The following is a 21,954-nucleotide window of genomic DNA, read 5'->3' as shown; positions in this document are numbered from 1 at the left end:
GTCCCGATCACTGACAACTGACCACTGACCACTGACAACTCTATTCCGAGGTCGACATGAAGTTCGCACTTCAGATCAACGAGGGACCCTACCAGCACCAGTCGTCCGACTCGGCCTACATGTTTGCGAAGGCCGCGTTGGAGAAGGGGCACGAGATCTTCCGTGTCTTCTTCTATCACGATGGCGTCAACAACTCGACGCGTCTGACGACTCCGCCGCAGGATGACCGGCATATCGTCAACCGCTGGGCGGAGCTGGCCGAACAATACAACCTCGACATGGTTGTCTGCGTCGCTGCGGCCCAGCGCCGTGGTGTCGTGGATGAGGGTGAGGCCACTCGTAACGGCAAGGACGCCACCAACATTCATCCCAAGTTCCGCATCTCGGGGCTCGGGCAGCTGGTCGAGGCGGCGATCCAGGCCGACCGTCTCGTCGTCTTCGGCGACTAAGGGGTTCGTGGCATGTCAGAAATCGTGAAGAAATTCATGTACCTGAATCGTAAGGCCCCTTACGGCACCATCTACGCATGGGAGGCCCTCGAGGTCGTCCTCATTGGTGCGGCATTCGATCAGGACGTGTGCGTCATGTTCGTGGACGACGGCGTCTACCAGCTCACCAAGGGGCAGGATACGAAAGGCATCGGGATGAAAAACTTCTCGCCGACCTATCGCACCCTGGGTGACTATGAAGTCAAGCGGATCTATGTCGACCGCGCCTCGCTGGAGGCTCGCGGGCTCACGCAGGAAGATCTCGTCGAGATCGCCTGGGAAGATTTCGAGACCGAAGAAGAGATCGACAACATCGTCGAAGTCGTCGATGCGGCGCGCGTCAGCGAGCTGATGAACGAATCCGACGCGATCTTCAGCTTCTAAATCTCTCTAAGGAATCTCGGGAGTCGTCCGAATGAGCATCCTGCACACCGTCAACAAATCACCCTTCGAGCGGAATTCGCTAGAATCCTGCATTAGGTTTGCCACAGATGGCGCCGCCGTCCTGCTGTTCGAAGATGGCATCTACGCTGCCCTGTCCGGGACAAGCGTTGAGTCTGCCGTCGCAGACGCGCTTGGCAAGCTGAAAGTTTACGTGCTCGGTCCCGATCTCAAGGCCCGGGGATTTTCCGAAGAGCGCGTGATCAAAGGTATCAGCGTCGTGGACTATGCTGGCTTCGTGGATCTCACCGCGGAGCACGTTAAGGTCCAGGCCTGGTTGTAATTTTTTAAGCACTGAGAGGAACATCGCAATGGCAGACACGATCGAAGTTGACGGCAAGGAGTTCGCCGTGGATGAAGAGGGCTATCTGTCCAACCTGAACGATTGGGTTCCGGGCGTGGCTGGCGTCATGGCCAAGCAGGACAACCTGGAACTGACCGATGAGCACTGGGACATCATCAACTTCCTCCGCGAGTACTACGAGGAATACCAGATCGCTCCAGCCGTGCGCGTCCTGACCAAGGCGGTCGGCAAGAAGCTGGGTAAGGAGAAAGGCAACAGCAAGTACCTCTACAGCCTGTTCCCCTACGGACCGGCTAAGCAGGCTTGCCGCTTCGCTGGCCTCCCCAAGCCGACTGGCTGCGTCTAATAGCCAATCCTCCGGCAAGCCGCGCGGTTAGGCCGCGCTGGCTTGCCGGATCACAATAAAGTTCCACTGAGGTAGCGGAAACATGGCGTTTCTGACGAACTTCTACGCCTTCCTGTTTTACTTCGCCGCTTTCGTGCTCGTCTTCGGTCTGATTTTCAAGATCGTGCAGTACTCGCGTACTCCGGCTCCCTTGAAGATCCCGACGACACCGGCTCCGACGACCCGTAGCGGAGTCGTCTTCAGGATGACGCGCGAAGTTGTGCTCTTCGAAAGCCTGTTCCGTGGCAACAAATGGACCTGGATCTTCGGCTGGATGTTTCACTTCGGCCTCTTCCTCGTCACCCTGCGCCACCTGCGTTACTTCTTAGACCCTGTGCCTTTCCCCATTCAGCTTGTCCAGCCTTTCGGCATCTACGGCGGATTAGCGATGGTGGTCGGCTTGGCCGGCCTCTGGGTGCGGCGCTTCGCCGTTGACCGGGTCAAATACATCACCGCGACCTCGGACCATCTCATCTTGGGTCTGCTGGTGCTCATCGGCTGCACCGGGCTGTTGATGAAGTTCGTGTTTCATACCGATGTCGTCGAGATCAAGTCGTTCTTCCTCGGTCTCTACAGTTTCGATATCAAGCCGCTGCCGGGCGATCCCTTGCTGCTGCTGCACCTCCTCTTAGTGGCGTCTTTGATGATCATCTTCCCTTACAGCAAGCTTCTGCACGCTCCCGGACTCTTCTTCAGTCCGACCCGTAATCAGGTCGACAACCCGCGTGAGCAACGGCATATCGCGCCCTGGGCGAAAAGACTCGATCAGCAGTAGGACCGTCGCACCCCGACCATCCCGCGATCCGAGTCGTCTTCCGCATTGAGAGGTTGATCCATGGCCAAGGCAACGTTTGAAGTCCCAGCGCTGAGTCAATACACCGAGGTTCCGCCAGTCACGCCTGATGCCATGGCGCACAGTGCGCCCTTCAAATCGAAGGACGAGTGGCAGGACGCACTGGGGTTCCCGGGCGAGCTGCCCGAGGACTGGCAGGCCAAGGCCATCGATAAGATGGGCGACCTGCTTGGCAAGTACCGCTCGCTGCGCGTCTACATGGATTCCTGCGTCAAGTGCGGCTCCTGCACCGACAAGTGTCACTATTTCCTGGGTACCAAAGATCCCAAGAATATGCCCGTTGGCCGCCAGGATCTGATGCGCAAGGTATATCGGCGCTACTTCACGCTGGCGGGCCGGTTCTTCCCCAAGCTGGTCGGTGCAGAGGACTTTACCAAGGAGGTTCTGGACGACTGGTACAGCTACTTCCACCAGTGCTCACAGTGCCGCCGTTGCTCGGTTTTCTGTCCCTACGGCATCGATACCGCCGAGATCTCCATGGCTGCGCGCGAGATCATGGACAGCATCGGCGTGGGTCAGAAGTACTGCAACGAGATCATTGCGAAGGTCTACAGGATCGGCAACAACCTCGGGCTGCCAGGCCCGGCGCTGGAAGACACCCTCGAGGGACTGGAGGAGGACGTCTTCGACGATACCGGCGTCAAGGTCCGCTATCCGCTCGACGAAGAGGGCGCCGAGATCCTCTTGGTGACGCCCTCGGCGGACTTCTTCGCCGAGCCCCACGTCGACGGTTTGATCGGCTACGGCAAGGTGTTTCACGAGGCTGGGGTTTCCTGGACCATCAGCTCCTACGCCTCCGAGGCTGCGAACTTCGGCATGTTCATCGGCTCCTACGCCAACATGCGCAAGCTCGCCCAGCGTATCCGCGAGGCCGCCATCAAGCTCAAGGTCAAGCGCATCGTCTTCGGCGAATGCGGGCATGCCTGGCGCGTCGCCTACAGCTTCCTCAACACCTTGGCAGGTCCCTGGGATTTCTTAGATCCCCGTTACCCGGTGCCGCAGCACATCTGCGAGTTCACCTATGAGCTGATCAAAGAGGGCAAGCTCAACCTGGACAAGAGCGAGAACGACGACAAGGTTCTCACCTTCCACGATAGCTGCAACGTCGCGCGCGCCTCGCGGATGGGGACCACGCCTGGCGGCCAGTTCGAGATCCCGCGCGCCATCCTCAAGGCGACCTGCAACAACTTCTATGACATGGACGAGGACACCATCCGCGACCGCACCTTCTGCTGCGGCGGTGGCGGCGGATTGCTGACCGACGACCTCATGGAGATTCGCGTCAAGGGGGCCAAGCCCAGGCTGGATGCCTTGAACAACGTGATGCAGGAGAAGGGTGTCACGCACATGGCCGCCATTTGCGCCATCTGCAAGAGCCAGTTCACTAAGGTCCTCCCCTATTACGGCATGGAGATGGATCAGATCGTGAGTTTGCACCAACTCGTTTCGAATGCCCTGGTGCTGACACCGGGCGAGGACGACGAGGAGCCTGATGAAGACGACGATCTTGACAAGAACGATAACGACGAAGACACAGACGAGGCGGCCTGATTGGGGCCATCGAGCGCAGCCCGTCCGTTAGCGTGCGTTGACGGGGCGAACGACCTGATACGAACACCCTGATTCCGCGTCAGGGCTCAAACTGGTACGGAGAGTGATCAAGATGGCAACTTCCAGCGACGAAATGAAGACCAAGCCCTCCTGGCGTCGGTTCGAGGACGGCGAACATGTTTGGGACGACCTGACGCAGAAGATCTTCAACGAAGATCATTCTCATAAGTGCCCGACCTACGTTCACAAGACACCGCCGTGTCAAGGAAGCTGCCCGTCGGGTGAAGATATCCGCGGCTGGCTGCAGATCGTGCGCGGCATGGAGAAGCCGCCAGAGGGTATGGATTGGCAGGAATATGCCTTCAGGCGCTCCACCGAGGCCAACCCCTTTCCGTCCATGATGGGCCGCGTCTGTCCGGCGCCCTGTCAGGACGGCTGTAACCGCAACGAACTGGAAGACTTCGTTGGCATCAACGCCGTCGAGCAGTTCATCGGCGACACCGCCATCGCCAACGGCTACAAATATGATGCCGCGCCCGCCGACACGGGCAAGCGCATCGCCATCGTCGGTGGCGGTCCCGCTGGTCTCGCCGCAGCCTATCAGCTGCGCCGCAAGGGCCATGCCTGCACCATCTTCGAAGCGAATGACGGGCTCGGCGGCATGTTCCGCTTCGGCATTCCCGGCTACCGTGTGCCGCGCGACAAGCTGGATGCCGAGATCCAACGCATCCTTGACCTCGGCCAGATCGAAGTAAAGCTGAAGACGCGTATCGGCAGCGACGTGACGGTTGAGCAGCTCGAGAAGGATTACGATGCCATCCTTTGGTCCATCGGCTGTCAGAGTGGACGCGGTCTGCCGGTTCCGGGCTGGAAGGACACCCCGAACTGCGTTTCCGGTGTCGCCTTCCTCAAGGCCTACAACGAGGGGCGCATGAAGGTCACCGCAGGTAAGGTCGTCTGCGTCGGTGGCGGCGATACCTCGATCGACGTCGTCTCGGTCGCGCGCCGTCTGGGTCATATCACCAAGACAGGTAACAGCGACCTGCCGGAGACCGTCATCCGTGACGGCTATGTCGCGCACGATGCCGCCACGGCCGCAGCCGCCGAAGGTGCGGAGGTCACCCTGACCTCACTCTTCACCCGCGACAAGATGACCGCCTCCGAGCACGAGGTCGATGATGCGACGCGCGAGGGCGTGACCATCCTCGACGGTGTCATGCCGGTCGAGGTCATCAAGGATGCCAAGGGTCGCGCAACCGGACTCAAGGTGGCCGACTGCACCATGACCGATGGCCGGCCGACCCCAGTCGATGGCACCGAACGTGTCCTCGAGGCTGAACTCATCGTCTCCGCGATCGGGCAGGGCGGCGATCTCTTGGGGCTGGAGGCCTTTGACAATGGCCGCGGTCTCATGGACTCCGATAAGTTCTATCAGGTGCCGGGTAAGGCGGGCCATTTCGTCGCGGGCGACATCATTCGTCCGCACCTGCTCACCACCGCCATTGGCCAGGCATGGATCGCTGCCGAGTCCATCCATGACTACGTCATGCAGGAAGAACACAAGCGTCGCCCCAAGGTCGACGTCCACCACTTCAACCTGCTCGACAAGATGACCGAGGCCAACCTGGCGCCCGAGACCTTCGAGGTGGACCAGGCCGGAGACCTCCGTGGGACGTCGTCCGCCAACTACGCGATCCACAACTACGAGGACCGCTCGGGCGCCGAGGTCATCCCTCACGACGAGCTTTTCCTCGGCCACTTCAACTATGTGGCGCGCAACCTGCGTAAGGAAGAGGTGCCAAGCTCAGACGACGTTCTAGGTCATTTCCACGAGCGCGTCATTGGACTGACTGAGGAAGAGGCAATCAACGAGGCCAAGCGCTGCATGAGCTGCGGCATGTGCTTCGAGTGCGACAACTGCGTCATCTTCTGCCCGCAGGATGCAGTCTTCCGTGTCGACAAGGCCAGTCGTACCACTGGGCGCTATGTGGATACCGACTATGCCAAGTGCATTGGTTGCCACATCTGCGCCGATGTCTGCCCGACCGGCTACATCAAGATGGGGCTCGGTGAATAAGCGAAGTGGAGGCGTCGATGGCTAAGGTCTTACTGAGAGCGAGCCTCGTCGCCGTTAGTCTGGTCTGGGTGCTCGCCGCCCAGACCGTCCTGGCGGCCGAGGTGAAGCGATATGTGGTCGAAGGCTCCCGTGCCGCCGAGTTGGACTCTTGTGTCGAGCCGACGGAGCGCATGCGCCGGATGCACTTTGAATTTATCAAGCACCAGCGTATCTCGACCGTACACGAGGGTATCCGCGGCACAAAATACAGTCTGGCGGGCTGCGTGGAATGCCACATCAGCTACGACGGGCAGCAGCCGGAGCCGATCAACCAACCGGATCAGTTCTGCGGCGCTTGCCATGCCTATGCCGCCGTTGATCTGAATTGCTTCGACTGTCACGCCTCCGTCCCGAACCCGCAGGGGCTGGACGCCGAGGCGCAAGCCGCTCACCGTGCCGCTGGCGTCGAGAAACTTGTCCAGAGCGGCCGCAACGGGGAAGGCCACTGAGATGACAGACAAAACTGATAGAGCCGAGAACGAGATCGATGCGGGTCGCCGCGACTTCATCGGTGTGGCGGCAGGGATGACCGCAGCGGTGGTCGCACCAGGTGTGTTCTTGCATAGCGTTGCGGCGGCGCCGCGCTCCGAGCCGGTCAACAGCGATGTGCGCTGGGGGCTGCTGGTCGATACCGCGAAGTGTGTCGATGGCTGCTCCGCCTGCGTCGAGGCTTGCAACGAAGAGAACGGCTTGAATTTGCAGACGCCGCCAAAGGGCGAGTCGGAGCGGAAATGGGATACACAGAAGGCCGTTTGGATTCGCAAGGTCAAGCTGCAGGACAATCAGACCGGTCGCATCACCAATCTGCCGATGATGTGCCAGCACTGCGAGCATCCGCCTTGTGTCGACGTGTGCCCGACCGGAGCTTCCTTCAAGCGCGCTGATGGGATCGTGATGGTGGATCGCCACCTGTGCATCGGCTGCCGCTACTGCATGATGGCTTGCCCCTACAAGGCGCGCAGCTTCATTCACGACGAGACCAGCGGCCAACTCACCAGTGTTCCCCGAGGCAAGGGCTGCGTGGAGAGCTGCAATCTGTGCGTTCACAGACGCGACTATGGGGAGGAATCGACCGCTTGCGTCGATGCCTGTGCCGCCGAGGGTCATCACGCGATCGTCTTCGGTGACCTCAAAGACCCCAACAGCGCGATCAATCAGCAGCTGAAAGAGATCCCGAGTCGCCAGATTCGCGAGGACCTGCAGCTGAATACGGGCGTGCGCTACTCCGGCGTTTAGCCAGGGCGAGGGGAAACTCAATATGAAACGAATCGTCTATCGTGAATGGCGGATCTCACCGCAGCGTTACTGGAGCATCTTAGGCATCCTCGCTGCGGTGGTCGGGGTCGGAGCACTGGCCTTTGGCTACATGGAGCATGAGGGACATTGGGTCACCGGAATGAATAACTCGGTGGTCTGGGGAACGCCGCACGTCTTCGCTGTGTTCCTCATTATCTCCTCATCCGGGGCGCTCAACATCGCCTCGATCGGCACCGTCTTCCAGAAGCCGATCTACAAGCCGCTGGGGCGGCTGTCCGGATTGCTCGCCGTGGCCTTGCTCATGGGCGGCCTCTTGGTTCTAGTCACCGACCTGGGGCGCCCGGAGCGGCTGATCGTGGCCATGACGACCTACAACTTCAGCTCCATCTTTGCTTGGAACATCTTCCTCTACACCGGCTTCATGGCGATTGTCATCGCCTATCTCTGGACGATGGCCGACCGCCAAGGCAGCGCCTTCAAACGCCCAGTGGGCATCCTGGCGCTGGTCTGGCGACTTGCGCTCACCACGGGTACTGGCTCCATCTTCGGCTTCATTGTTGCGCGTCAGGCATTCGACGCCGCCATCCTAGGCCCGATGTTCGTCGCCATGTCCTTTGCGTACGGTCTGGCGGTCTTCATGCTGGTGCTCATGTTCGCCTTCAATGACGACGAGCGGCCGATCGGTCCGGTCATGCTCAGACGGTTGAAGAACCTCTTGGCGCTCTTCGTCGCCATCGTGCTCTACTTCACGCTGATCTATCACCTGAAGAATCTCTATATCACTGAGAACGCGAGCCTGGAGACCTGGCTGCTGCTCAAAGGCGGGATCTACACTTTCCTCTTCTGGATCGGCTGGGTGCTCATCGGAAGCCTTGTGCCGCTTGGCATTCTCTATCATCCAGAGCTGAGCAAAGAGCCGAAGTGGGTCGCGGCGGCCTGTGCCTTGGTCATCGCCGGCGGGCTGGCCACCATGTATGTCGTCATCATCGGTAGCCAGGCCTTCCCCATTCAGATGTTCCCTGGGCGTACGGTGCTCGAGTCGGGCTTCCTCGATGGCGTCAACGGGCAGGCGGCGCCCTACTGGCCGACGCTTCCGGAGCTTCTGCTCGGCCTTGGCGGCGTCGGCGTGGCCCTATTGATCACGGCCGTCGGCGTGCGCGTGCTGCAGTTCCTGCCGGAGTCCTTGGCCGATGACGTCGTGCCGCCCTGCGAGGAGACCATCGCGAGCGCGGAAGCTGACCCCGAACTCGCCTGAGTCGTTAACAAGGCGTCGTTAGACACACAGCGGCTAGATGGCTCATCTCTATATTGCTGCACCGCAGAAGTCGTCAGGGAAGACGACGCTCTCCATCGGCATCTGTCGTGAGCTTCGTCGGCGCGGGCTCGTCGTACAACCCTTCAAGAAGGGGCCTGACTACATCGACCCATTGTGGCTGAGTCAGGCCGCCAATCGCTCCTGCTTCAACCTAGACTTTCACACCATGGCGCCCGAGGAGATCTCGGACGCCTTCGCGCGCGAGCTGAGCGGCGCCGATGTAGGCGTGATCGAGGGCAATGTCGGGCTCTTCGATAGCACGGACATCCGCGGCGCCAACAGCAACGCCGAGCTTGCCAAACAGCTGCGCGCTCCCGTCGTGCTGGTCGTCAACTGCAATGGCCTGGCGCGAGGCATTGCGCCTCTGCTGCTCGGGTATCTCGCCTTCGATCCAGAACTGGAGATCGCCGGAGTCATCCTGAACAAGGTCGGCGGGATGCGCCACGGCGAGAACCTGGTCCGCGTCGTCGAGCACTACACGGATGTCGCGGTGCTGGGCGTGCTGCGGCGTGAGGATGATCTCGCCATCTCCGAGCGTCACCTCGGCCTCATGCCCATCAATGAGGCCAAGGATGCCGAGGCTTGGATCGAATCCATTCGCGGACGGGTGGCCGAAGAGATGGATTTCGACCGCTTGATTGAAATCGCCGAGCGTGCACCAGGATCTGAGCCGAGATCCCTGCCATCGGGCGCCTCGCCGAGCGCGGGCTCAACGCTCAGACTGGGCATCGCGCGAGATTCCGCCTTCGGCTTCTACTATCCAGACGATCTTCGCGCACTGGCCATGGGTGGGGCGGAGCTGGTGCCCTTCAGTCCCATCAGCGACGCCGAACTCCCTCCCGTCGACGCACTCTTTATCGGCGGCGGGTTCCCCGAGTACCGCATGGCCGAGTTGGAGGCCAATGTCTCCATGCGGCAGTCGATCGCCGACTTCATCGCCCAGGGCGGTCCGACCTACGCCGAGTGCGGCGGGCTCATGTATTTGTGCAAAGGTCTCAGTTGGCAGGGGCGGCGCTGCCAGATGGCGGGGGCGCTCGAGGCCGAGGTCGAGATGCGCCAGCGGCCGCAGGGCCGGGGCTACGTCAGGCTGCGGGAGACTCAGGCGTTTCCTTGGCCGAGGGCAGCGCTCGGCGGCAAAGAGATTCCGGCGCACGAGTTCCACCATTCGGCGATCGTCGCGCCCAACCCAACTTGGCGCTATGGCTACGAGGTGGTGCGCGGCACGGGGATCGATGGATCAAGAGACGGTGTCGTCCAAGGTAATCTGCTCGCCTGCTACAGCCATTTGCGCGCGGTGTCGGACAACCGTTGGACGGAGCGCTTCCTTGGCCACGTCCGCCGTTGTCTCGGCGGCTGAATCACGCCCCGCTGCCCCTTGTCGGGCTCAGAGCCCCAGCGAGGCCATTGCGGATGGAGTCTCGGCTCACGAGCGGCTGGCGGCCGAATTTGCGTTAAACTCTCGTCAAACTTCAAGCGGAAGCCAATAAGAAAGGTCTGAGATGTTCAAACTGACAGCAGCAGCTGCGGAGCAGGTCCTGAAAGCGGCGCAACAGGGAGGCACCGAGGGCATGTCGTTGCGCCTTGCGGCGGCGCAGAACGCAGACGGCAGTATCGAGTACCGCATGGGCTTCGACGAGCTGACCGAAGACGATATTCGCATGACTTGCGAGGGCGTGGAGGTCATCATGACGCCAGAGCAGGTACCGCTGCTCGATCAGGCGACCATGGACTACGTCGAGATGGAGCCTGGCCAATTCCACTTCATCTTCCTCAATCCGAAAGACCCGGCCTACGAGCCGCCGACCGAGGATTGATGGGAATGCCTTGCCTCGGATGCGCATCCCTGCCTTGACGCCATGGAGCTGAGTCCGGAGGACAGCCTCAGGCTCAACGTCCTGCTGGCCAACAAGCCGCTCGCCATCCGGATCGACGAGAGCCGGATGATCGTCCATGGATTGACGGCTCAGGGTGAGTCGACCGTCCGACTCAATCCGACAGGGCGCCAGGAGCAGTATGTGCGGAGCGTCCGCGAGCTGATCTCGGGGCATGTCCTAGGCTCGCCAGGCGGCTATCCCGTGTACCTCAAGCGCTGGACCCGCATGGGGCAAATGCGCGATGAGAGCCTCGAGCAGCTTCTGACGCTCGGCGAGCCCGAGGCCGTTGTCGCCGCCGTTTGTGCGCCGGGCCTCAGCGATGAGCTGGCCAGGCGCGCCTGGTGGGCCATGGAGGACGCGGGCAACGCGCGGCGCATGCTCAAGAATCCCAGGGTGAGGGCAGGGCGGATGGGCAAGGTGCTCGCAAACTATCTGGTCGACTACCTCCCCTTCGAGACCGAGCATGAAGAGATCATGGAGACGGTGCGGCTGGTCCTGCAGCCCGGGCTGCTCGATGAGACGCAGCGGCTCGACCTTTGGCGCAAGTCGACACGCAAGCAGGCCTATCTCGTCGGCTTCATCCAGGCCTTGCCGGATGCGCTCCCCGAGCCCGTCAAGGCGCGCGAGCCGGATGCCGTCATCTTGGAACTGGCGGCCGGAGGAGACCTCTATGCAAGGGCCATGCAGCGCGTCTATGCCTCGAGCGGTCAGACCTTCCTCAAGACCCTCGCGGCGGTGCTCGCTAAACCCCCGAGTCAAGAAGTCGTCATTGCCGCACTCGATGGCTTGCGCGACTACTTCGCGGTTGTCCGGCCAACGGGGGACCCCGACCTCCGGCTGGACGATCTAATCGCTGATGTGCGGAGCCTCTTCGCATCGCCCGATGCGCAGCCGGCAGCCGCCGAGCTGCTCGCCCGCTCTCCGGGGCTGGCCGATGAGGTTGCGGCGATACGCTTTCTTTCCGGCGTGGGCTACGGCCTTATCAGGCCGTTGCTGCCAGATCCGTCGACGCAGGGCAGCTTGATGCGTCGTAAGCTTGCCCCGGTAACCGACGCCATTCAGGCGCGACTGGATTTGCTGCGCGGCGTCGCGCGCTGACCTTTACGCCCCTTCCGGTCTTCTCCCTCGGACGCCAATGATCGTGTTGGTGCGCCATTTGCTTCAGCTTCACTGTTCCTTTGATCCATGCGAGGCCACCGCACCTCAGGTGACCGCGCGGACCAACTGCCGCGAGGAGAACGAGCGATGAGCAGCATCTTGACTAACATTGGCGACATTGCGTCGAGCCTTTATGGCGCTAAGTCTGAGCAGACCCAGAGATACGGCAGCCCGACAGACAGCATCGAGCAGGTCTTTTCCTATCTTGACACTGAAGGTAAGGGTTACTTGGACACGGCCGATTTTGCGGCCGCCTTCGAGAGCTTAGGTCTTCGGTCAGGTGACGGATCCTTGGCGGATGCGGGCGCCGAAGAGGTCGTTTCCGTGCTCGACCTTGACGGTGACGGACGCGTCACCACGGATGACATGACGCAGGGCTTGCAGACGCTGACCGACAGTCTGGGTGTCCTGCGCGGGCGGGAGTCCCCGGTCGGCCCCGAGGCGGTCGGTGCCATGACTCCACCGCCCACACCGGAGCAAGTCCTGGGCTTTACCGAGGAAGCGCTGAAAAGCCAGTTTGAGGCCCTCACGAGCGGCGCAGAAGCAGATCCCGAGGACGAGGGCACGCAACTGCTCGCAAGCATCTTGGATGACTTCGAGACCGCCGACGCCGATGGCGATGGTCGCGTCAGCGGCGAGGAGGCGATGGCCTTTGCACGGTCGCTAGAGAGTGCTCCTGCGGCGATTTCGGAAGCGGCGTCGGAAAGCACGACGGAAGCCGAGGAGAGCGCGGCGACCGCAGCCGTCTTGAAGAGTTTCGAGGCAGCGGACGCGGATGGAGACGGGCTGCTCAGCAGCGATGAGGCAGTCGCCTATGTGCAATCCTCAAGCGGCATCACGGACGATGCGACTGAAGACTCAGTGATCGGCGCGGCAACGCAAGCTGTGGCTGGAACGACCGGGGAGGGTTCGACCGAGCAGCTCGTCATGCGCCGCATCATGGCCCTGATGGACGCCTATGGCTCCTCGAGCAGTGCTGCTACTGCCAGCGACCTGCTGTCCGAGCTGGCCTAGGAGCCTGTCCGACTTGGGGGGATCGAAGCGAGGAAGTGGGAGAGCGAGGCCATTTCGTTCCGGTTTTGAGGCGCATAGTGGTTCTATGTAACGAAAAAGCGGGGCGAAAGGGACCGTTCTCCCGATTCCGCAGCCGATTCATCCTAAGTCGGACAGGCTCCTAGGGCTTTTAGACGCTGTGGGAGCGGCGCCTCGCCGCGACGGGATGCGGTTGTAGGGATCGATCGCGCCGAGGACCCTGCTCCCAGGGGGGCGTCGAAGAAGGGTACCGCTATCTGAAGCACGGATAGTGAAAGCTGCCTATGCAATGCAAATCGCTGTTTTTCTTAGGGTTCGACCAAGACTGACGCGCGGGGTCGGGTGGGCCGAGCTAGGAGGCCCAACGAAAGGGTGCGTGTTGGGCCTCCTGACGTCGGCCTAGCCTGCAGCAGCTGGCCGCCGTGATTCCAATTCAAAAAGCTGTCGTCGATCCAATCAAGAGTCCCGCGGGATTTCATTTCTGCTCGCCGATTGCGAGCGGCCTAGCGCATCCTCGTCAGTTGCTCAGTGATCTCCCAGAGCTGACGATTTGCCTCGGCGCTTCGCGCTTGGTCGGGTGCCTGGATTTCCTTCTCACCGGCAAGATATTTCCCGCTGACGCCTGTCATCTCGGGTGACTGAAGTGCGTAGAGGACGCGCTTGGCTGCCTGTTCGGGGGAGGGCAGTGCCCACCCGAGACCGACCTTCAGCAGCTTCCAGAAGAGGCCTTGGGCGCCGTCCGTGCCTCCGAGGTTGGAGTTGAACACGCCGGGGAAGACGCAATTGACGGTGACGCCCGAGCCCTCCAGTCGACGCGCCAGCTCGAAGGTGAAGTGCAGCATGCCGAGCTTGGATTGGCCGTAGGCCTGCATCATGCGGTAGGGGCGACGCTCCCAGTTGAGATCGTCGAAATCCATCGCGGTGTCCATGCGCGTCCCAACGTTGATGATGCGCGCGGGCGCGCTCGCCTTGAGGCTTTCCAGCAGCAAGTGTGTGAGCAGGAAGGGCGCCAGATGATTGACGGCGAGCGCCGACTCGATGCCGTCAGGGCTTAGGCGTCGCTCCTTGAAGGCCGTTCCCGCATTGTTGATCAGCAGGTGCAGCGCATCGAAGCGGTCCTTGACCTCGTCGGCGAGGCGGCGAACCTCAGACTGGTCAGCCAGATCGGCAGTGAAAAGCGCTAAGTGTGTATTCTCGGTCTTGCGGCGAATCTCATCGAGGGCCTGCTGCCCGCGCGCGGCATCGCGCACGACGAGACCGACCCGCATCCCGTCTGCGGCCAGGGCCTCCGCAACCGCAAGTCCCAGCCCCGAGTTCGCGCCGGTCACAAGTGCCGTCTTCACAGTATGATGCTCCATGGCCTGCTTTCAGGCGTTTGCGTGCGGGTCGTGCTCACTTTCCACCTCGGCGTATCCGCTTGCGTCCCTGATAAGCAGCGATCTGCTGCATGACGAGCTGGAAGGGAAGTTGCTCAAGCGAGCCGAAGGCCTCAATAGCAGCAAGGATGGTCGCCCGGATATCATCGACATGGCTGGGGACGGGCTGCTCAGGCGCCAAGGCGGCGCGGATGCCGCGCAGCCCGCCGACCTGAACACGCATCGCCTTGGCGTGGGGGAGGGCGCTTTGAGTGTCCGTCGATTTGAGCGCGAAACGGGCTTGCTGACGCAACAGATCGAGCAGATGCAGGCAGGTTGTTTGGGCGGCCTCGTCGCTGCACTGCACACCCTCGCGCTCGGCGATGCAGAACTTGCGCGCCAGCGCGCAGCCGCAACTGTTCGTCAGGATGCTCTTTTCGTAGGGGCAGAAGCGCTCGTTGACGGCGCGGTAGGTGCTGCGGAAGGCATCGTTGTCCACGTTGGGCTCAGGCAGACGGCTCGTTGCGGCTGGTGAAGCGTTGGAGCATGCGGCGGTCGCGCTTGGTCGGGCGGCCTTCGTGCGATGTGGCGCCCAGCTCGCGACGCTCGCGGACGATTTCCTGGCGCCTCAGCTGGCTCGCCTCGCCCTCGACGTAGAGCTTGGCAGCCTCGGTTGCCGAACGCCGCTGTTTGGCGACGGCGAGGACCTCGATCTCCCAGGAGAGGCTGCCCTTGTGAATCTCTAGCCGACTGCCTGGTCGCACCGCGCGGCTTGGCTTGGCACGCTGGCCGTCGACCTGGACCTTGCCGCCATTGATGGCCTCAATCGCCAGCTGGCGCGTCTTGAAGAAGCGCGCTGCCCAGAGCCACTTGTCGAGCCGGAGTTCAGCGGAGGGGGCTGTGTCTGTCATCGGTCGAGCAAGGCATCCAGCTCGCCCTGGTCGTCTAGGCGCGCCATGTCGTCGAAGCCGCCAATATGGCGATTACCGATGAAGATCTGCGGTACCGTGTGCCGACCGCTGCGCTCGACCATCACGGCCATCTGCTCGGGGTCGTGGTCGACGGAAATCTCCTGGAATGACACGCCCTTCTGCTTCAAGAGACTGCGCGCCCGGGAGCAGTAAGGGCAAATTCTGGTCGAATAAATCATCACCTGAGGCATCTTGTCATTCTATCCTGAGCCGTTACTCTGACTTTCGAGCTTCGCCGGAGCGGACAAGCGCGTCAAGCCGCCGCGGCTCATGAAGTTGTGTTCGGCCGTTACTGAGCGAGAAATTTGGTCGCTTGGCGGATTGCCAAGGTGCTCACCCCAGATTCACTGCAACGACAGGGCTTCCATGTACCGCGATACTCCGCACGCCATTCATCTCAAAGACTACCAGCCGCCCGAGTTTCTGATCGATTCCGTCGACTTGAGCTTCGACCTCGACCCCGAGCGAACCAGGGTCGAGGCCAAGCTCGCCGTGCGCCGCAATCCGGCGGCGACGCGTGGAGACGGCGACCTCCGGCTGCACGGCGAGCAGTTGAACCTGGAGTGGGTCGCCGTCAACGGCAATCCCTTGACACCCTCCGAGTACGAGGTCCAGCAAGAGACCTTGACGCTGCATCGGGTGCCGGACCACTTCAGCCTCGAGACCCGCGTCTGTATTCATCCGAGTCTGAACACCGCGCTGGAGGGTCTTTATCAGTCGGGTGAGATGCTCTGCACCCAATGCGAGGCGGAGGGATTCCGCCGCATCACCTACTTCCTCGACCGGCCCGATGTCATGGCGACGTACAGCACTACGCTGGTCGCCGATAAGAAACGCTTCCCCGTGCTGCTGTCGAACGGCAACCCGGTTGAGGCGCAGGATCTTGGCGGTGGCCGGCACCTGATGCGCTGGGAGGATCCCTTCCCTAAGCCGAGCTATCTGTTCGCGCTGATCGCGGGCGATCTCAAGGCCGTGGAGGACAGTTTCACGACCGCCTCTGGCCGTGAGGTCGCGCTCAAGATCTATACCGAGCCCCAGAATCTCGATAAGTGTGATCATGCCATGCGCTCGCTGAAGAAGGCGATGCGCTGGGACGAGGAGCGCTTTGGCCGCGAATACGACCTCGACATCTTTATGATCGTCGCCGTCAGTCACTTCAACATGGGCGCCATGGAGAACAAGGGGCTGAACGTCTTCAACGACAAGTTCGTCCTCGCGCGCCCCGATACCGCGACCGACATCGACTTCGACGGCATCGAGAGCGTCATCGCCCATGAGTACTTCCACAACTGGACCGGCAATCGCATCACCTGCCGCGACTGGTTCCAACTCAGCCTCAAGGAGGGCTTCACCGTCTACCGCGACCAGGAGTTCTCCGCCGACGTGGGCTCGCGCGGGGTTAAGCGCATTAGTGATGTACGCCTGCTCAGAGCGCATCAGTTCCCAGAGGACGAGGGGCCGATGGCCCATCCCGTGCGGCCGGACTCCTACATCGAGATCAATAACTTTTACACTGCCACCGTCTACCAGAAGGGCGCAGAAGTCGTGCGGATGCAGGCCAACCTGCTGGGTCCGAAGCTGTTTCGCAAGGCGACGGACCTCTACTTCGAGCGCCACGACGGCCAAGCTGTCACCACGGACGATTTCGTCCGCTGCATGGAGGAGGCGAGCGGCCGTGACCTGGAGCAGTTCCGACGCTGGTACCGCCAGGCCGGAACCCCGGAGCTGAGCGTTCAGGATGCATTCGATGCCGATTCCGGTCGCTACACCTTGACCATTCGCCAGCACACGCCGCCGACGCCGGGGCAGCCGCTCAAGGAGCCCTTCCATATTCCGATTGCCGTCGGGCTCCTAGGGTCGAGCGGAGAGGATCTGCCGCTGCTGCTTGAGGGTGAGTCGAAGCCGACGGCTCCGGGAACGCGGGTGCTGGAGCTGACGGACACTGAGCAGAGCTTCAGCTTTGTTGGCCTCGAGAGCAGGCCCGTGCCCTCGCTGCTGCGCGGCTTCCCGGCGCCGGTCAAGCTCAAGGCGGAGTCGAGCGATGAAGATCTGCTGTTTCTCATGGCCAACGACAGCGATGGCTTCAATCGCTGGGATGCGGCTCAGACGCTGATGCAGCGGCTGCTGCTGGCCCTGGTCGATGATGCCGAGGCCAAGCTCCCGGACCCTTTCTTCGCCGCCTTTGAGCAGGCCCTGCTGGATCCCGCGAGTGACAAGGCACTCTTGGCCGAGGTGCTGACGCCACCCTCCGAGGGCTATCTGGGCGATCAGATGGCGGTGGTGGACGTCGATGGCATCCATCGAGCGCGCAGCGCCTTGGGACGTCTCGTGGGTGAGCGGTTGCGTGATGCGCTGCTGGAGGTCTATCGCGCCAATGACAGCAGTGAGCCCTACGTCTTCACGCCCGATGCCGTTGGGCGCCGTGCACTCAAGAACCTCGCCCTTGGCTATCTGATGAAGTCGGGCGATGCTGAGGCACTGGCGGCCTGCCAAGCGCAGTTCCAGTCTGGCAGCAACATGACGGACGTCATGGCAGCCCTGCGCTATCTGGTCGACTACGGTGCAGAAGCGGGGACGCGCGCGCTGGATGATTTCTACAGCCGCTGGTCCGGAGAGCCCCTGGTCGTCGACAAGTGGCTCAGCGTTCAGGCAACCAGTCCGCGCGAGGACACGCTCGAGCGCGTGGTCGCGCTCATGGGACATGCCGACTTTTCGCTACGCAACCCGAACCGGGTTCGCAGCCTGGTCGGCGCCTTCTGCAACGCCAATCAGGTCCGCTTTCACGCGCCGGATGGGCGCGGCTACCGCTTCCTGGCCGATCGCGTGCTCGAGTTGAACCCACTGAATCCGCAGATCGCGGCGCGCTTGCTCAAGGCCCTCATTCGCTGGCGACGCTTTGACGCCAGCCGTCAGGCCCTGATGCGCGCCGAGATCGCGCGGATTCTCGATGCTGCGGAGCTGTCTGCGGACGTCTATGAGGTCGCCTCGAAGGCCTTGACTGATACATCGCCTTAGAAAGCGCTCATCAATTGTTTCCCGATGCGAGCGATGCCGCCCGAAATCCCCCCTGGCCCCCCTTTGCAAAAGGGGGGGAAGTTGTTGATGGTCACTTTCTTAGGCCCAGGCATCCGCTGCCGTGCAGTGTCGCGACGCTGCTGGCTAGGCGGCGCAGCGGCGCACGGGCGAGCGGTCGCGTTCCAGCCTGTCTTGGCAATGTGCACAACGCTTGGCATTCGGCACATGCCGGCGGCGGCTCTCCGGAATTAGGGCTCCGCAGTCGAGGCAGTAGGCTCGGCCAAGGCCAAGGTTCGCATGACGTTGGATTGCATCGACCCGCATTTCGATCTCGCGCTCGATATGGGCCTGCGCCATGTCGAGTTCATCGGCGAATTTCTCCATCTGGGCTCCTATCTGGTGCTGAAGGTGCTCAGCTGCAGTATCTGCTCGCCAGATGACCCCGAGATGAGCCTTTGATGGCCGAACCGTGACAATCGTCCCGCATTGTCTTCCGATAGCTGGGTGCGTTGCGCTCGTGCGAGAATGCGATGTGGTTTGGATCGAGACGCCAAATGCCGGGAATTGTCGACCGTTACATCTTGCTCGAAGTCTTGAAGGTCTTCCTCGCGATCGTCGTCGTGCTGATGCTGATCGTCGTGAGCCTCATGTTCTTGCGCACCCTTGAGGAAGTGAACGTCGGTGGATTGGGTGTCGACATCGTCTTCCACTTCATGCGCTTGCAGCTGATGCGCGACACCTCCAGTCTGCTCCCGCCCGCGTTTTTCCTCGCCGTATTGGTCGCGCTCAGCCGCTTCTCGCGCGACAGCGAGCTGATCGCCATGAACGCCTGCGGCATTGGTCCGCCGCGGATCTACCGGAATTTGTTCCTGCTTGCGATTCCAGTCGCGGTGCTGACCGCCTGGCTTGCGCTCGTCTTGCAGCCCAAGGCGGCCGCAGGGATTCAAGAGATCCGGTTGCAGCAGAAGGAGCAAGCCGCGCAAGTGGCCGGGCTCCAGGCTGGCCGCTTCTACGTGGAAGAGCAGGGGGATGTCGTCGTCTACATCGGCGAGATCGACCGCCGCAAGTCGCTTGGAGACGTCTTCATTCTGGATCGCCGGGGCGGCAAGAGCCGCTTGGTGGTCAGCGAGGGCGGTCAGCATCGCATTGAGGAAGCGACGGGGGATCACCTCGTCACCTTGAGCAGCGGTCATCGCTTTGACGGTACGCCGGGTTCGGGTGCCTATCTGATTGGAGATTTCAAGGACTACGAGATCCGCATTCCTGGGGGCGGGCCGACGAAGCCGTCCTTCACCAAGCGTTCCACCATCCCGACCCGGGAGCTGCTGCAGTCCTCGGAGCTTGAGGACCGCGTCGAACTGGAGCATCGCGTGGCTGCGCCACTGGCGATTTTCACTCTGGCGGTTATGGCCATCCCGCTGGTCGATATCTCACCGCGGCAGCGCACATCCGGCAGGATCCTGATCGCCCTTGTTGCCTACTTCAGCTTCTTCAACCTGCAGCGCCTCGCCGAGAGCTGGTTCGCGACGGGCGCGACACCGCCATGGCTTGGCAGTCTCTGGTATCAACTCGCGGTCTTGGCGGTCGTTTACCTGGTGATGCTGCCGGAGAGCTTCTGGGTCAAGCGTCTTCGTCACAGACTCAGCTCCGAGCGGCAAGCTGCCTGATCTCAATCGCGGTGGCCGCTTGGCGCGTCGTGCGGCTGAGCAAGCTCGGGCGCGAGACCTCGGGTGTACTGCCTCATCACCACCTATCGGTTTTATGTAGCCAGGGCTTCCAGCCCTGGCAAACCAGGCCAGGATGGCCTGGCGACGCAGGCTTGGAGCGGCTGTTCCGGTTGATTTCGGGAAACCCATAGGTGTTGAGGGGTACTGCAAAGCTGGCGGCCGAAGGCCTTGTTTTGAATTATGCTTCCTAGGTCGACATCGAGCCCTTGGGCCGTCACGGGGGAGCAAGATCCATGGCGATCAAGCCTGTTTGGCGTTCGTTTCTGCTCTTTGGATTCCTTTTCATCCTCACCGCGAGTGCCGCCGTTGCCAGGGGCCCGGCGCAGGATGCCGAGCAGGGCCGCTATGTTCCTGTCGACTCCAGCGGATGGCCGTTCACTCAGACGCGGGGTGTCGTCATCGTCGATACCGACGATGAGGGTTCGGTCGCCCTCATCCCGATGGCAATGGCCCAAGTGTCCTCCGTGAATTTCGAGAGCGATGTTCGGCCTGGCAGCGCGCATCGCAAGGGAGACATACTGGGCAACGTCCTCTTCGGCGGCTCCGACTTTGTGATGCTCTTCCAGAAGCAGGTCGGTTTCGAGCTGAGGGTGGTCATGCCCACATCCTCATGGGAAGGGACTCTGGCGTCACGCGCGGTGCGGCACCCTGATTGCGCTCAGGTGGTCGATCAAGCATTGCCCCTGAGTCTGCCGATTTGAACCACAAAGGCGCAAAGGAGGCGAAGAACGGCAAGGGTCGGTCTCGCGTCTCGCGTGCCTCGATTCGAAACAGGAGACTGCTCATGCAAGGCACCAGATGCCGTCATTCCCTTCTCGTCTTCGTCCTCTGGCTCGCTGGGCTAGGGCTCTCCTTGGCAGGAGATTTCGAAGACGCGACCATCATGCACATCGACTATCCGGACTGGTTCAAGGAGACCTTTCTCGACCTTCCAGATGAGATCGACGAGGCGCGATCAGCCGGCAAGGTCGGGCTCATGGTGCTGTTCACGACTGAGGGCTGCTCCTACTGCGCTGAATTCATCCGCACCAGTCTCGCCGATGCGCGTCTGGCAGAGCGGGTCCAGGCGCGGTTCGACGCCATCGGGCTGGAAATCTTCAGTGACGCGGAGATGGTCGCGCCAGACGGCAGTCAGCTGCGGGTCAAGGAATTTGCGGAGCGCGCGGGCGCGGGCTTTGCCCCGAGCCTAGTGTTCTATGGCGAAGACGGCGCGCTCCTCTATCGAGGCGTGGGCTATCACTCCCCCGAGCGCTTCGCCAGCGTACTCGACTATCTGAGCGGCCCTCAGCAGGCAGGACAGTCATTTCGGGACTTCGTCGTTGCACGGAGCGCCGAGCATTCATCCGCGCCCGCCGACTACCGACTTCTGTCCGATCCGCTCTTCAGTCCGCCTCCCTTTGCGTTGGACCGCAGCCGAATGCCCGCCGACCGACCGCTGCTGGTGTTATTCGAGGCGGACGGCTGCGAGGCTTGCGGGCAGATGCACAAGGAGGTGCTGGCTCGACCTGAGGTTCGTGAGCTTCTCGGGCGCTTCGAGGTTGTTCGGCTCGACGCCGAGGACGACGAGACTCCCGTCCTGACGCCGGGCGGCCGGCGCACCACGGCTGCCGCATGGTTTGCGCAGACGGGTCTCACGCGACTGCCTGCGCTTTTGTTCTTTGAGGAGCATGGTCAGGAGGTCCTGCGAACCGATGCCCTGGTCCTGCGCCAGCGCATGATGAATGCCCTCATGTACACGCTGGAGCGCGCCTATCAGAAGGGCTGGACCTATCAGCGATTCGCCCGCACCAAGTCGTTGGAGCGCAGCCAGCGCGACAATGGACAGGATTGAGGCGATTTCGAGCAATGGGGTTGGAATCGGGCGAAAGGCCCCTATCCAGCCAACGCGGTCATTGGAACCCTTTCCGCGACAAAAAGTGGCCGACTGCAGAGTGACCGCTTAGTCAGCAAACGCCACTAAGAGGATATCCGGAACAGAATTTGCATTACCTTTAGGTTTCTTGGAGTTTTCGGAATAAGATTTCTGCGCAAGCCAGCTGAATCAGTGCCAAGTAGTTTTGCAACTGGCAAACATAACGGGTACGAATCGCCCGAAATCCTTTCAGCCAGGCG

General features: G+C 61.7%; 24 protein-coding genes. 19 read left to right on the top strand and 5 right to left on the bottom strand.

The window, feature by feature from the left end:
* Window positions 1-56: 56 nt before the first annotated feature.
* The 14 genes from tusD (at window position 57) to G3480_RS09595 (ending at window position 12,756) form a co-directional block, all read left to right on the top strand.
* Window positions 57-449, top strand: a complete 393-nt coding sequence (tusD, locus tag G3480_RS09660; RefSeq protein WP_164653683.1) for a sulfurtransferase complex subunit TusD — start codon at window positions 57-59, stop codon at window positions 447-449.
* 12 nt (window positions 450-461) lie between these two features.
* Window positions 462-872 (top strand): sulfurtransferase complex subunit TusC, encoded by a 411-nt coding sequence (gene tusC / locus G3480_RS09655; RefSeq protein ID WP_164653682.1) that lies wholly within the window; start codon window positions 462-464, stop codon window positions 870-872.
* 31 nt (window positions 873-903) lie between these two features.
* Window positions 904-1,212, top strand: coding sequence for a sulfurtransferase complex subunit TusB (gene tusB / locus G3480_RS09650; protein WP_164653678.1), 309 nt, complete (start codon window positions 904-906; stop codon window positions 1,210-1,212).
* Window positions 1,213-1,240: 28 nt separating this feature from the next.
* On the top strand, window positions 1,241-1,579 hold the full coding sequence (locus G3480_RS09645; RefSeq protein ID WP_164653677.1) for a TusE/DsrC/DsvC family sulfur relay protein: 339 nt from the start codon (window positions 1,241-1,243) through the stop codon (window positions 1,577-1,579).
* 82 nt (window positions 1,580-1,661) lie between these two features.
* Entirely contained in the window at window positions 1,662-2,393 is a 732-nt protein-coding gene (locus G3480_RS09640) for a respiratory nitrate reductase subunit gamma (RefSeq protein WP_164653676.1), read from the top strand.
* A 60-nt stretch (window positions 2,394-2,453) separates the two neighbouring features.
* Window positions 2,454-4,022: a sulfate reduction electron transfer complex DsrMKJOP subunit DsrK gene (gene dsrK / locus G3480_RS09635; protein WP_164653675.1), complete on the top strand. Its 1,569-nt coding sequence runs from the start codon at window positions 2,454-2,456 to the stop codon at window positions 4,020-4,022.
* A gap of 112 nt (window positions 4,023-4,134) precedes the next feature.
* Window positions 4,135-6,099 carry an NAD(P)-binding protein gene (locus G3480_RS09630; RefSeq protein WP_164653674.1) on the top strand — a complete coding sequence of 655 codons (1,965 nt, stop codon included), beginning with the start codon at window positions 4,135-4,137 and terminating at the stop codon, window positions 6,097-6,099.
* Between the two features lie 17 nt (window positions 6,100-6,116).
* Window positions 6,117-6,587 (top strand): sulfur reduction protein DsrJ, encoded by a 471-nt coding sequence (locus G3480_RS09625; RefSeq protein ID WP_164653673.1) that lies wholly within the window; start codon window positions 6,117-6,119, stop codon window positions 6,585-6,587.
* Between the two features lies 1 nt (window position 6,588).
* Complete coding sequence (dsrO, locus tag G3480_RS09620) at window positions 6,589-7,374, top strand: sulfate reduction electron transfer complex DsrMKJOP subunit DsrO (protein WP_164653672.1); 786 nt, start codon at window positions 6,589-6,591, stop codon at window positions 7,372-7,374.
* A 22-nt stretch (window positions 7,375-7,396) separates the two neighbouring features.
* Window positions 7,397-8,650: an NrfD/PsrC family molybdoenzyme membrane anchor subunit gene (gene nrfD, locus G3480_RS09615; RefSeq protein ID WP_164653671.1), complete on the top strand. Its 1,254-nt coding sequence runs from the start codon at window positions 7,397-7,399 to the stop codon at window positions 8,648-8,650.
* A gap of 37 nt (window positions 8,651-8,687) precedes the next feature.
* Complete coding sequence (locus G3480_RS09610) at window positions 8,688-10,067, top strand: cobyrinic acid a,c-diamide synthase CobB (RefSeq protein WP_164653664.1); 1,380 nt, start codon at window positions 8,688-8,690, stop codon at window positions 10,065-10,067.
* Between the two features lie 142 nt (window positions 10,068-10,209).
* Window positions 10,210-10,524 (top strand): HesB/IscA family protein, encoded by a 315-nt coding sequence (locus G3480_RS09605; protein ID WP_164653663.1) that lies wholly within the window; start codon window positions 10,210-10,212, stop codon window positions 10,522-10,524.
* A gap of 42 nt (window positions 10,525-10,566) precedes the next feature.
* The gene (locus G3480_RS09600) at window positions 10,567-11,682 is read left to right on the top strand and encodes a sulfur reduction protein DsrS (protein WP_164653662.1); all 1,116 of its coding nucleotides are present in this window, start codon (window positions 10,567-10,569) and stop codon (window positions 11,680-11,682) included.
* A 147-nt stretch (window positions 11,683-11,829) separates the two neighbouring features.
* Window positions 11,830-12,756 carry an EF-hand domain-containing protein gene (locus G3480_RS09595; RefSeq protein WP_164653661.1) on the top strand — a complete coding sequence of 309 codons (927 nt, stop codon included), beginning with the start codon at window positions 11,830-11,832 and terminating at the stop codon, window positions 12,754-12,756.
* A 521-nt stretch (window positions 12,757-13,277) separates the two neighbouring features.
* Here the strand turns inward: G3480_RS09595 and G3480_RS09590 are convergent.
* The 4 genes from G3480_RS09590 to grxC are packed head-to-tail and all read right to left on the bottom strand — an operon-like array spanning window position 13,278 to window position 15,279.
* Window positions 13,278-14,117: an SDR family NAD(P)-dependent oxidoreductase gene (locus G3480_RS09590; RefSeq protein WP_338114105.1), complete on the bottom strand. Its 840-nt coding sequence runs from the start codon at window positions 14,115-14,117 to the stop codon at window positions 13,278-13,280.
* A gap of 49 nt (window positions 14,118-14,166) precedes the next feature.
* The gene (locus G3480_RS09585; protein ID WP_164653658.1) at window positions 14,167-14,628 is read right to left on the bottom strand and encodes a hypothetical protein; all 462 of its coding nucleotides are present in this window, start codon (window positions 14,626-14,628) and stop codon (window positions 14,167-14,169) included.
* 7 nt (window positions 14,629-14,635) lie between these two features.
* Window positions 14,636-15,040, bottom strand: coding sequence for an RNA-binding S4 domain-containing protein (locus G3480_RS09580; protein ID WP_164653657.1), 405 nt, complete (start codon window positions 15,038-15,040; stop codon window positions 14,636-14,638).
* The gene (grxC, locus tag G3480_RS09575; RefSeq protein ID WP_338114107.1) at window positions 15,037-15,279 is read right to left on the bottom strand and encodes a glutaredoxin 3; all 243 of its coding nucleotides are present in this window, start codon (window positions 15,277-15,279) and stop codon (window positions 15,037-15,039) included. The genes G3480_RS09580 and grxC overlap by 4 nt, the downstream gene beginning before the upstream one ends.
* A 187-nt stretch (window positions 15,280-15,466) precedes the next feature.
* Between grxC and pepN the strand changes: the two genes are divergently transcribed.
* Complete coding sequence (pepN, locus tag G3480_RS09570) at window positions 15,467-18,115, top strand: aminopeptidase N (protein ID WP_164653655.1); 2,649 nt, start codon at window positions 15,467-15,469, stop codon at window positions 18,113-18,115.
* A gap of 144 nt (window positions 18,116-18,259) precedes the next feature.
* Here pepN and G3480_RS09565 read toward each other — a convergent pair whose 3' ends face one another.
* Window positions 18,260-18,439 (bottom strand): TraR/DksA C4-type zinc finger protein, encoded by a 180-nt coding sequence (locus G3480_RS09565; protein ID WP_240905719.1) that lies wholly within the window; start codon window positions 18,437-18,439, stop codon window positions 18,260-18,262.
* Between G3480_RS09565 and G3480_RS28295 the strand changes: the two genes are divergently transcribed.
* The 4 genes from G3480_RS28295 to G3480_RS09550 all read left to right on the top strand — a co-directional run bounded on the left by G3480_RS28295 (window position 18,413) and on the right by G3480_RS09550 (window position 21,673).
* Window positions 18,413-18,574, top strand: a complete 162-nt coding sequence (locus tag G3480_RS28295) for a hypothetical protein (RefSeq protein WP_240905725.1) — start codon at window positions 18,413-18,415, stop codon at window positions 18,572-18,574. The genes G3480_RS09565 and G3480_RS28295 overlap by 27 nt on opposite strands.
* A 95-nt stretch (window positions 18,575-18,669) precedes the next feature.
* On the top strand, window positions 18,670-19,782 hold the full coding sequence (gene lptF, locus G3480_RS09560) for an LPS export ABC transporter permease LptF (RefSeq protein WP_164653653.1): 1,113 nt from the start codon (window positions 18,670-18,672) through the stop codon (window positions 19,780-19,782).
* A 293-nt stretch (window positions 19,783-20,075) separates the two neighbouring features.
* The gene (locus G3480_RS09555) at window positions 20,076-20,543 is read left to right on the top strand and encodes a phosphatidylserine decarboxylase (protein WP_164653652.1); all 468 of its coding nucleotides are present in this window, start codon (window positions 20,076-20,078) and stop codon (window positions 20,541-20,543) included.
* Window positions 20,544-20,626: 83 nt separating this feature from the next.
* Window positions 20,627-21,673: a thioredoxin family protein gene (locus G3480_RS09550; RefSeq protein ID WP_164653651.1), complete on the top strand. Its 1,047-nt coding sequence runs from the start codon at window positions 20,627-20,629 to the stop codon at window positions 21,671-21,673.
* Window positions 21,674-21,954: the final 281 nt, after the last annotated feature.

Origin of the sequence: Thiorhodococcus mannitoliphagus (assembly GCF_010915725.1) — a bacterium.
In the GTDB taxonomy this organism is placed as follows: Bacteria; Pseudomonadota; Gammaproteobacteria; order Chromatiales; family Chromatiaceae; genus Thiorhodococcus; species Thiorhodococcus mannitoliphagus.
Note: the sequence above shows the minus strand (reverse complement) of the source record. Positions and strands in the feature narration are given on the sequence as shown.

Excerpts from the sequence above, each read along its gene's own strand:
- G3480_RS09595 (WP_164653661.1), top strand. The coding sequence starts at position 11,830 with ATGAGCAGCATCTTGACTAACATTGGCGACATTGCGTCGAGCCTTTAT.
- G3480_RS09630 (WP_164653674.1), top strand. The coding sequence starts at position 4,135 with ATGGCAACTTCCAGCGACGAAATGAAGACCAAGCCCTCCTGGCGTCGG.
- G3480_RS09550 (WP_164653651.1), top strand. The coding sequence starts at position 20,627 with ATGCAAGGCACCAGATGCCGTCATTCCCTTCTCGTCTTCGTCCTCTGG.
- nrfD (WP_164653671.1), top strand. The coding sequence starts at position 7,397 with ATGAAACGAATCGTCTATCGTGAATGGCGGATCTCACCGCAGCGTTAC.
- dsrK (WP_164653675.1), top strand. The coding sequence starts at position 2,454 with ATGGCCAAGGCAACGTTTGAAGTCCCAGCGCTGAGTCAATACACCGAG.
- dsrO (WP_164653672.1), top strand. The coding sequence starts at position 6,589 with ATGACAGACAAAACTGATAGAGCCGAGAACGAGATCGATGCGGGTCGC.
- G3480_RS09610 (WP_164653664.1), top strand. The coding sequence starts at position 8,688 with ATGGCTCATCTCTATATTGCTGCACCGCAGAAGTCGTCAGGGAAGACG.
- pepN (WP_164653655.1), top strand. The coding sequence starts at position 15,467 with ATGTACCGCGATACTCCGCACGCCATTCATCTCAAAGACTACCAGCCG.
- G3480_RS09625 (WP_164653673.1), top strand. The coding sequence starts at position 6,117 with ATGGCTAAGGTCTTACTGAGAGCGAGCCTCGTCGCCGTTAGTCTGGTC.
- G3480_RS09565 (WP_240905719.1), bottom strand. The coding sequence starts at position 18,439 with ATGCGGGTCGATGCAATCCAACGTCATGCGAACCTTGGCCTTGGCCGA.
- G3480_RS09605 (WP_164653663.1), top strand. The coding sequence starts at position 10,210 with ATGTTCAAACTGACAGCAGCAGCTGCGGAGCAGGTCCTGAAAGCGGCG.
- tusC (WP_164653682.1), top strand. The coding sequence starts at position 462 with ATGTCAGAAATCGTGAAGAAATTCATGTACCTGAATCGTAAGGCCCCT.
- lptF (WP_164653653.1), top strand. The coding sequence starts at position 18,670 with ATGCCGGGAATTGTCGACCGTTACATCTTGCTCGAAGTCTTGAAGGTC.
- tusD (WP_164653683.1), top strand. The coding sequence starts at position 57 with ATGAAGTTCGCACTTCAGATCAACGAGGGACCCTACCAGCACCAGTCG.
- G3480_RS09640 (WP_164653676.1), top strand. The coding sequence starts at position 1,662 with ATGGCGTTTCTGACGAACTTCTACGCCTTCCTGTTTTACTTCGCCGCT.
- G3480_RS28295 (WP_240905725.1), top strand. The coding sequence starts at position 18,413 with ATGACGTTGGATTGCATCGACCCGCATTTCGATCTCGCGCTCGATATG.
- grxC (WP_338114107.1), bottom strand. The coding sequence starts at position 15,279 with ATGATTTATTCGACCAGAATTTGCCCTTACTGCTCCCGGGCGCGCAGT.
- G3480_RS09645 (WP_164653677.1), top strand. The coding sequence starts at position 1,241 with ATGGCAGACACGATCGAAGTTGACGGCAAGGAGTTCGCCGTGGATGAA.
- G3480_RS09580 (WP_164653657.1), bottom strand. The coding sequence starts at position 15,040 with ATGACAGACACAGCCCCCTCCGCTGAACTCCGGCTCGACAAGTGGCTC.
- G3480_RS09555 (WP_164653652.1), top strand. The coding sequence starts at position 20,076 with ATGGCGATCAAGCCTGTTTGGCGTTCGTTTCTGCTCTTTGGATTCCTT.
- tusB (WP_164653678.1), top strand. The coding sequence starts at position 904 with ATGAGCATCCTGCACACCGTCAACAAATCACCCTTCGAGCGGAATTCG.
- G3480_RS09600 (WP_164653662.1), top strand. The coding sequence starts at position 10,567 with ATGGAGCTGAGTCCGGAGGACAGCCTCAGGCTCAACGTCCTGCTGGCC.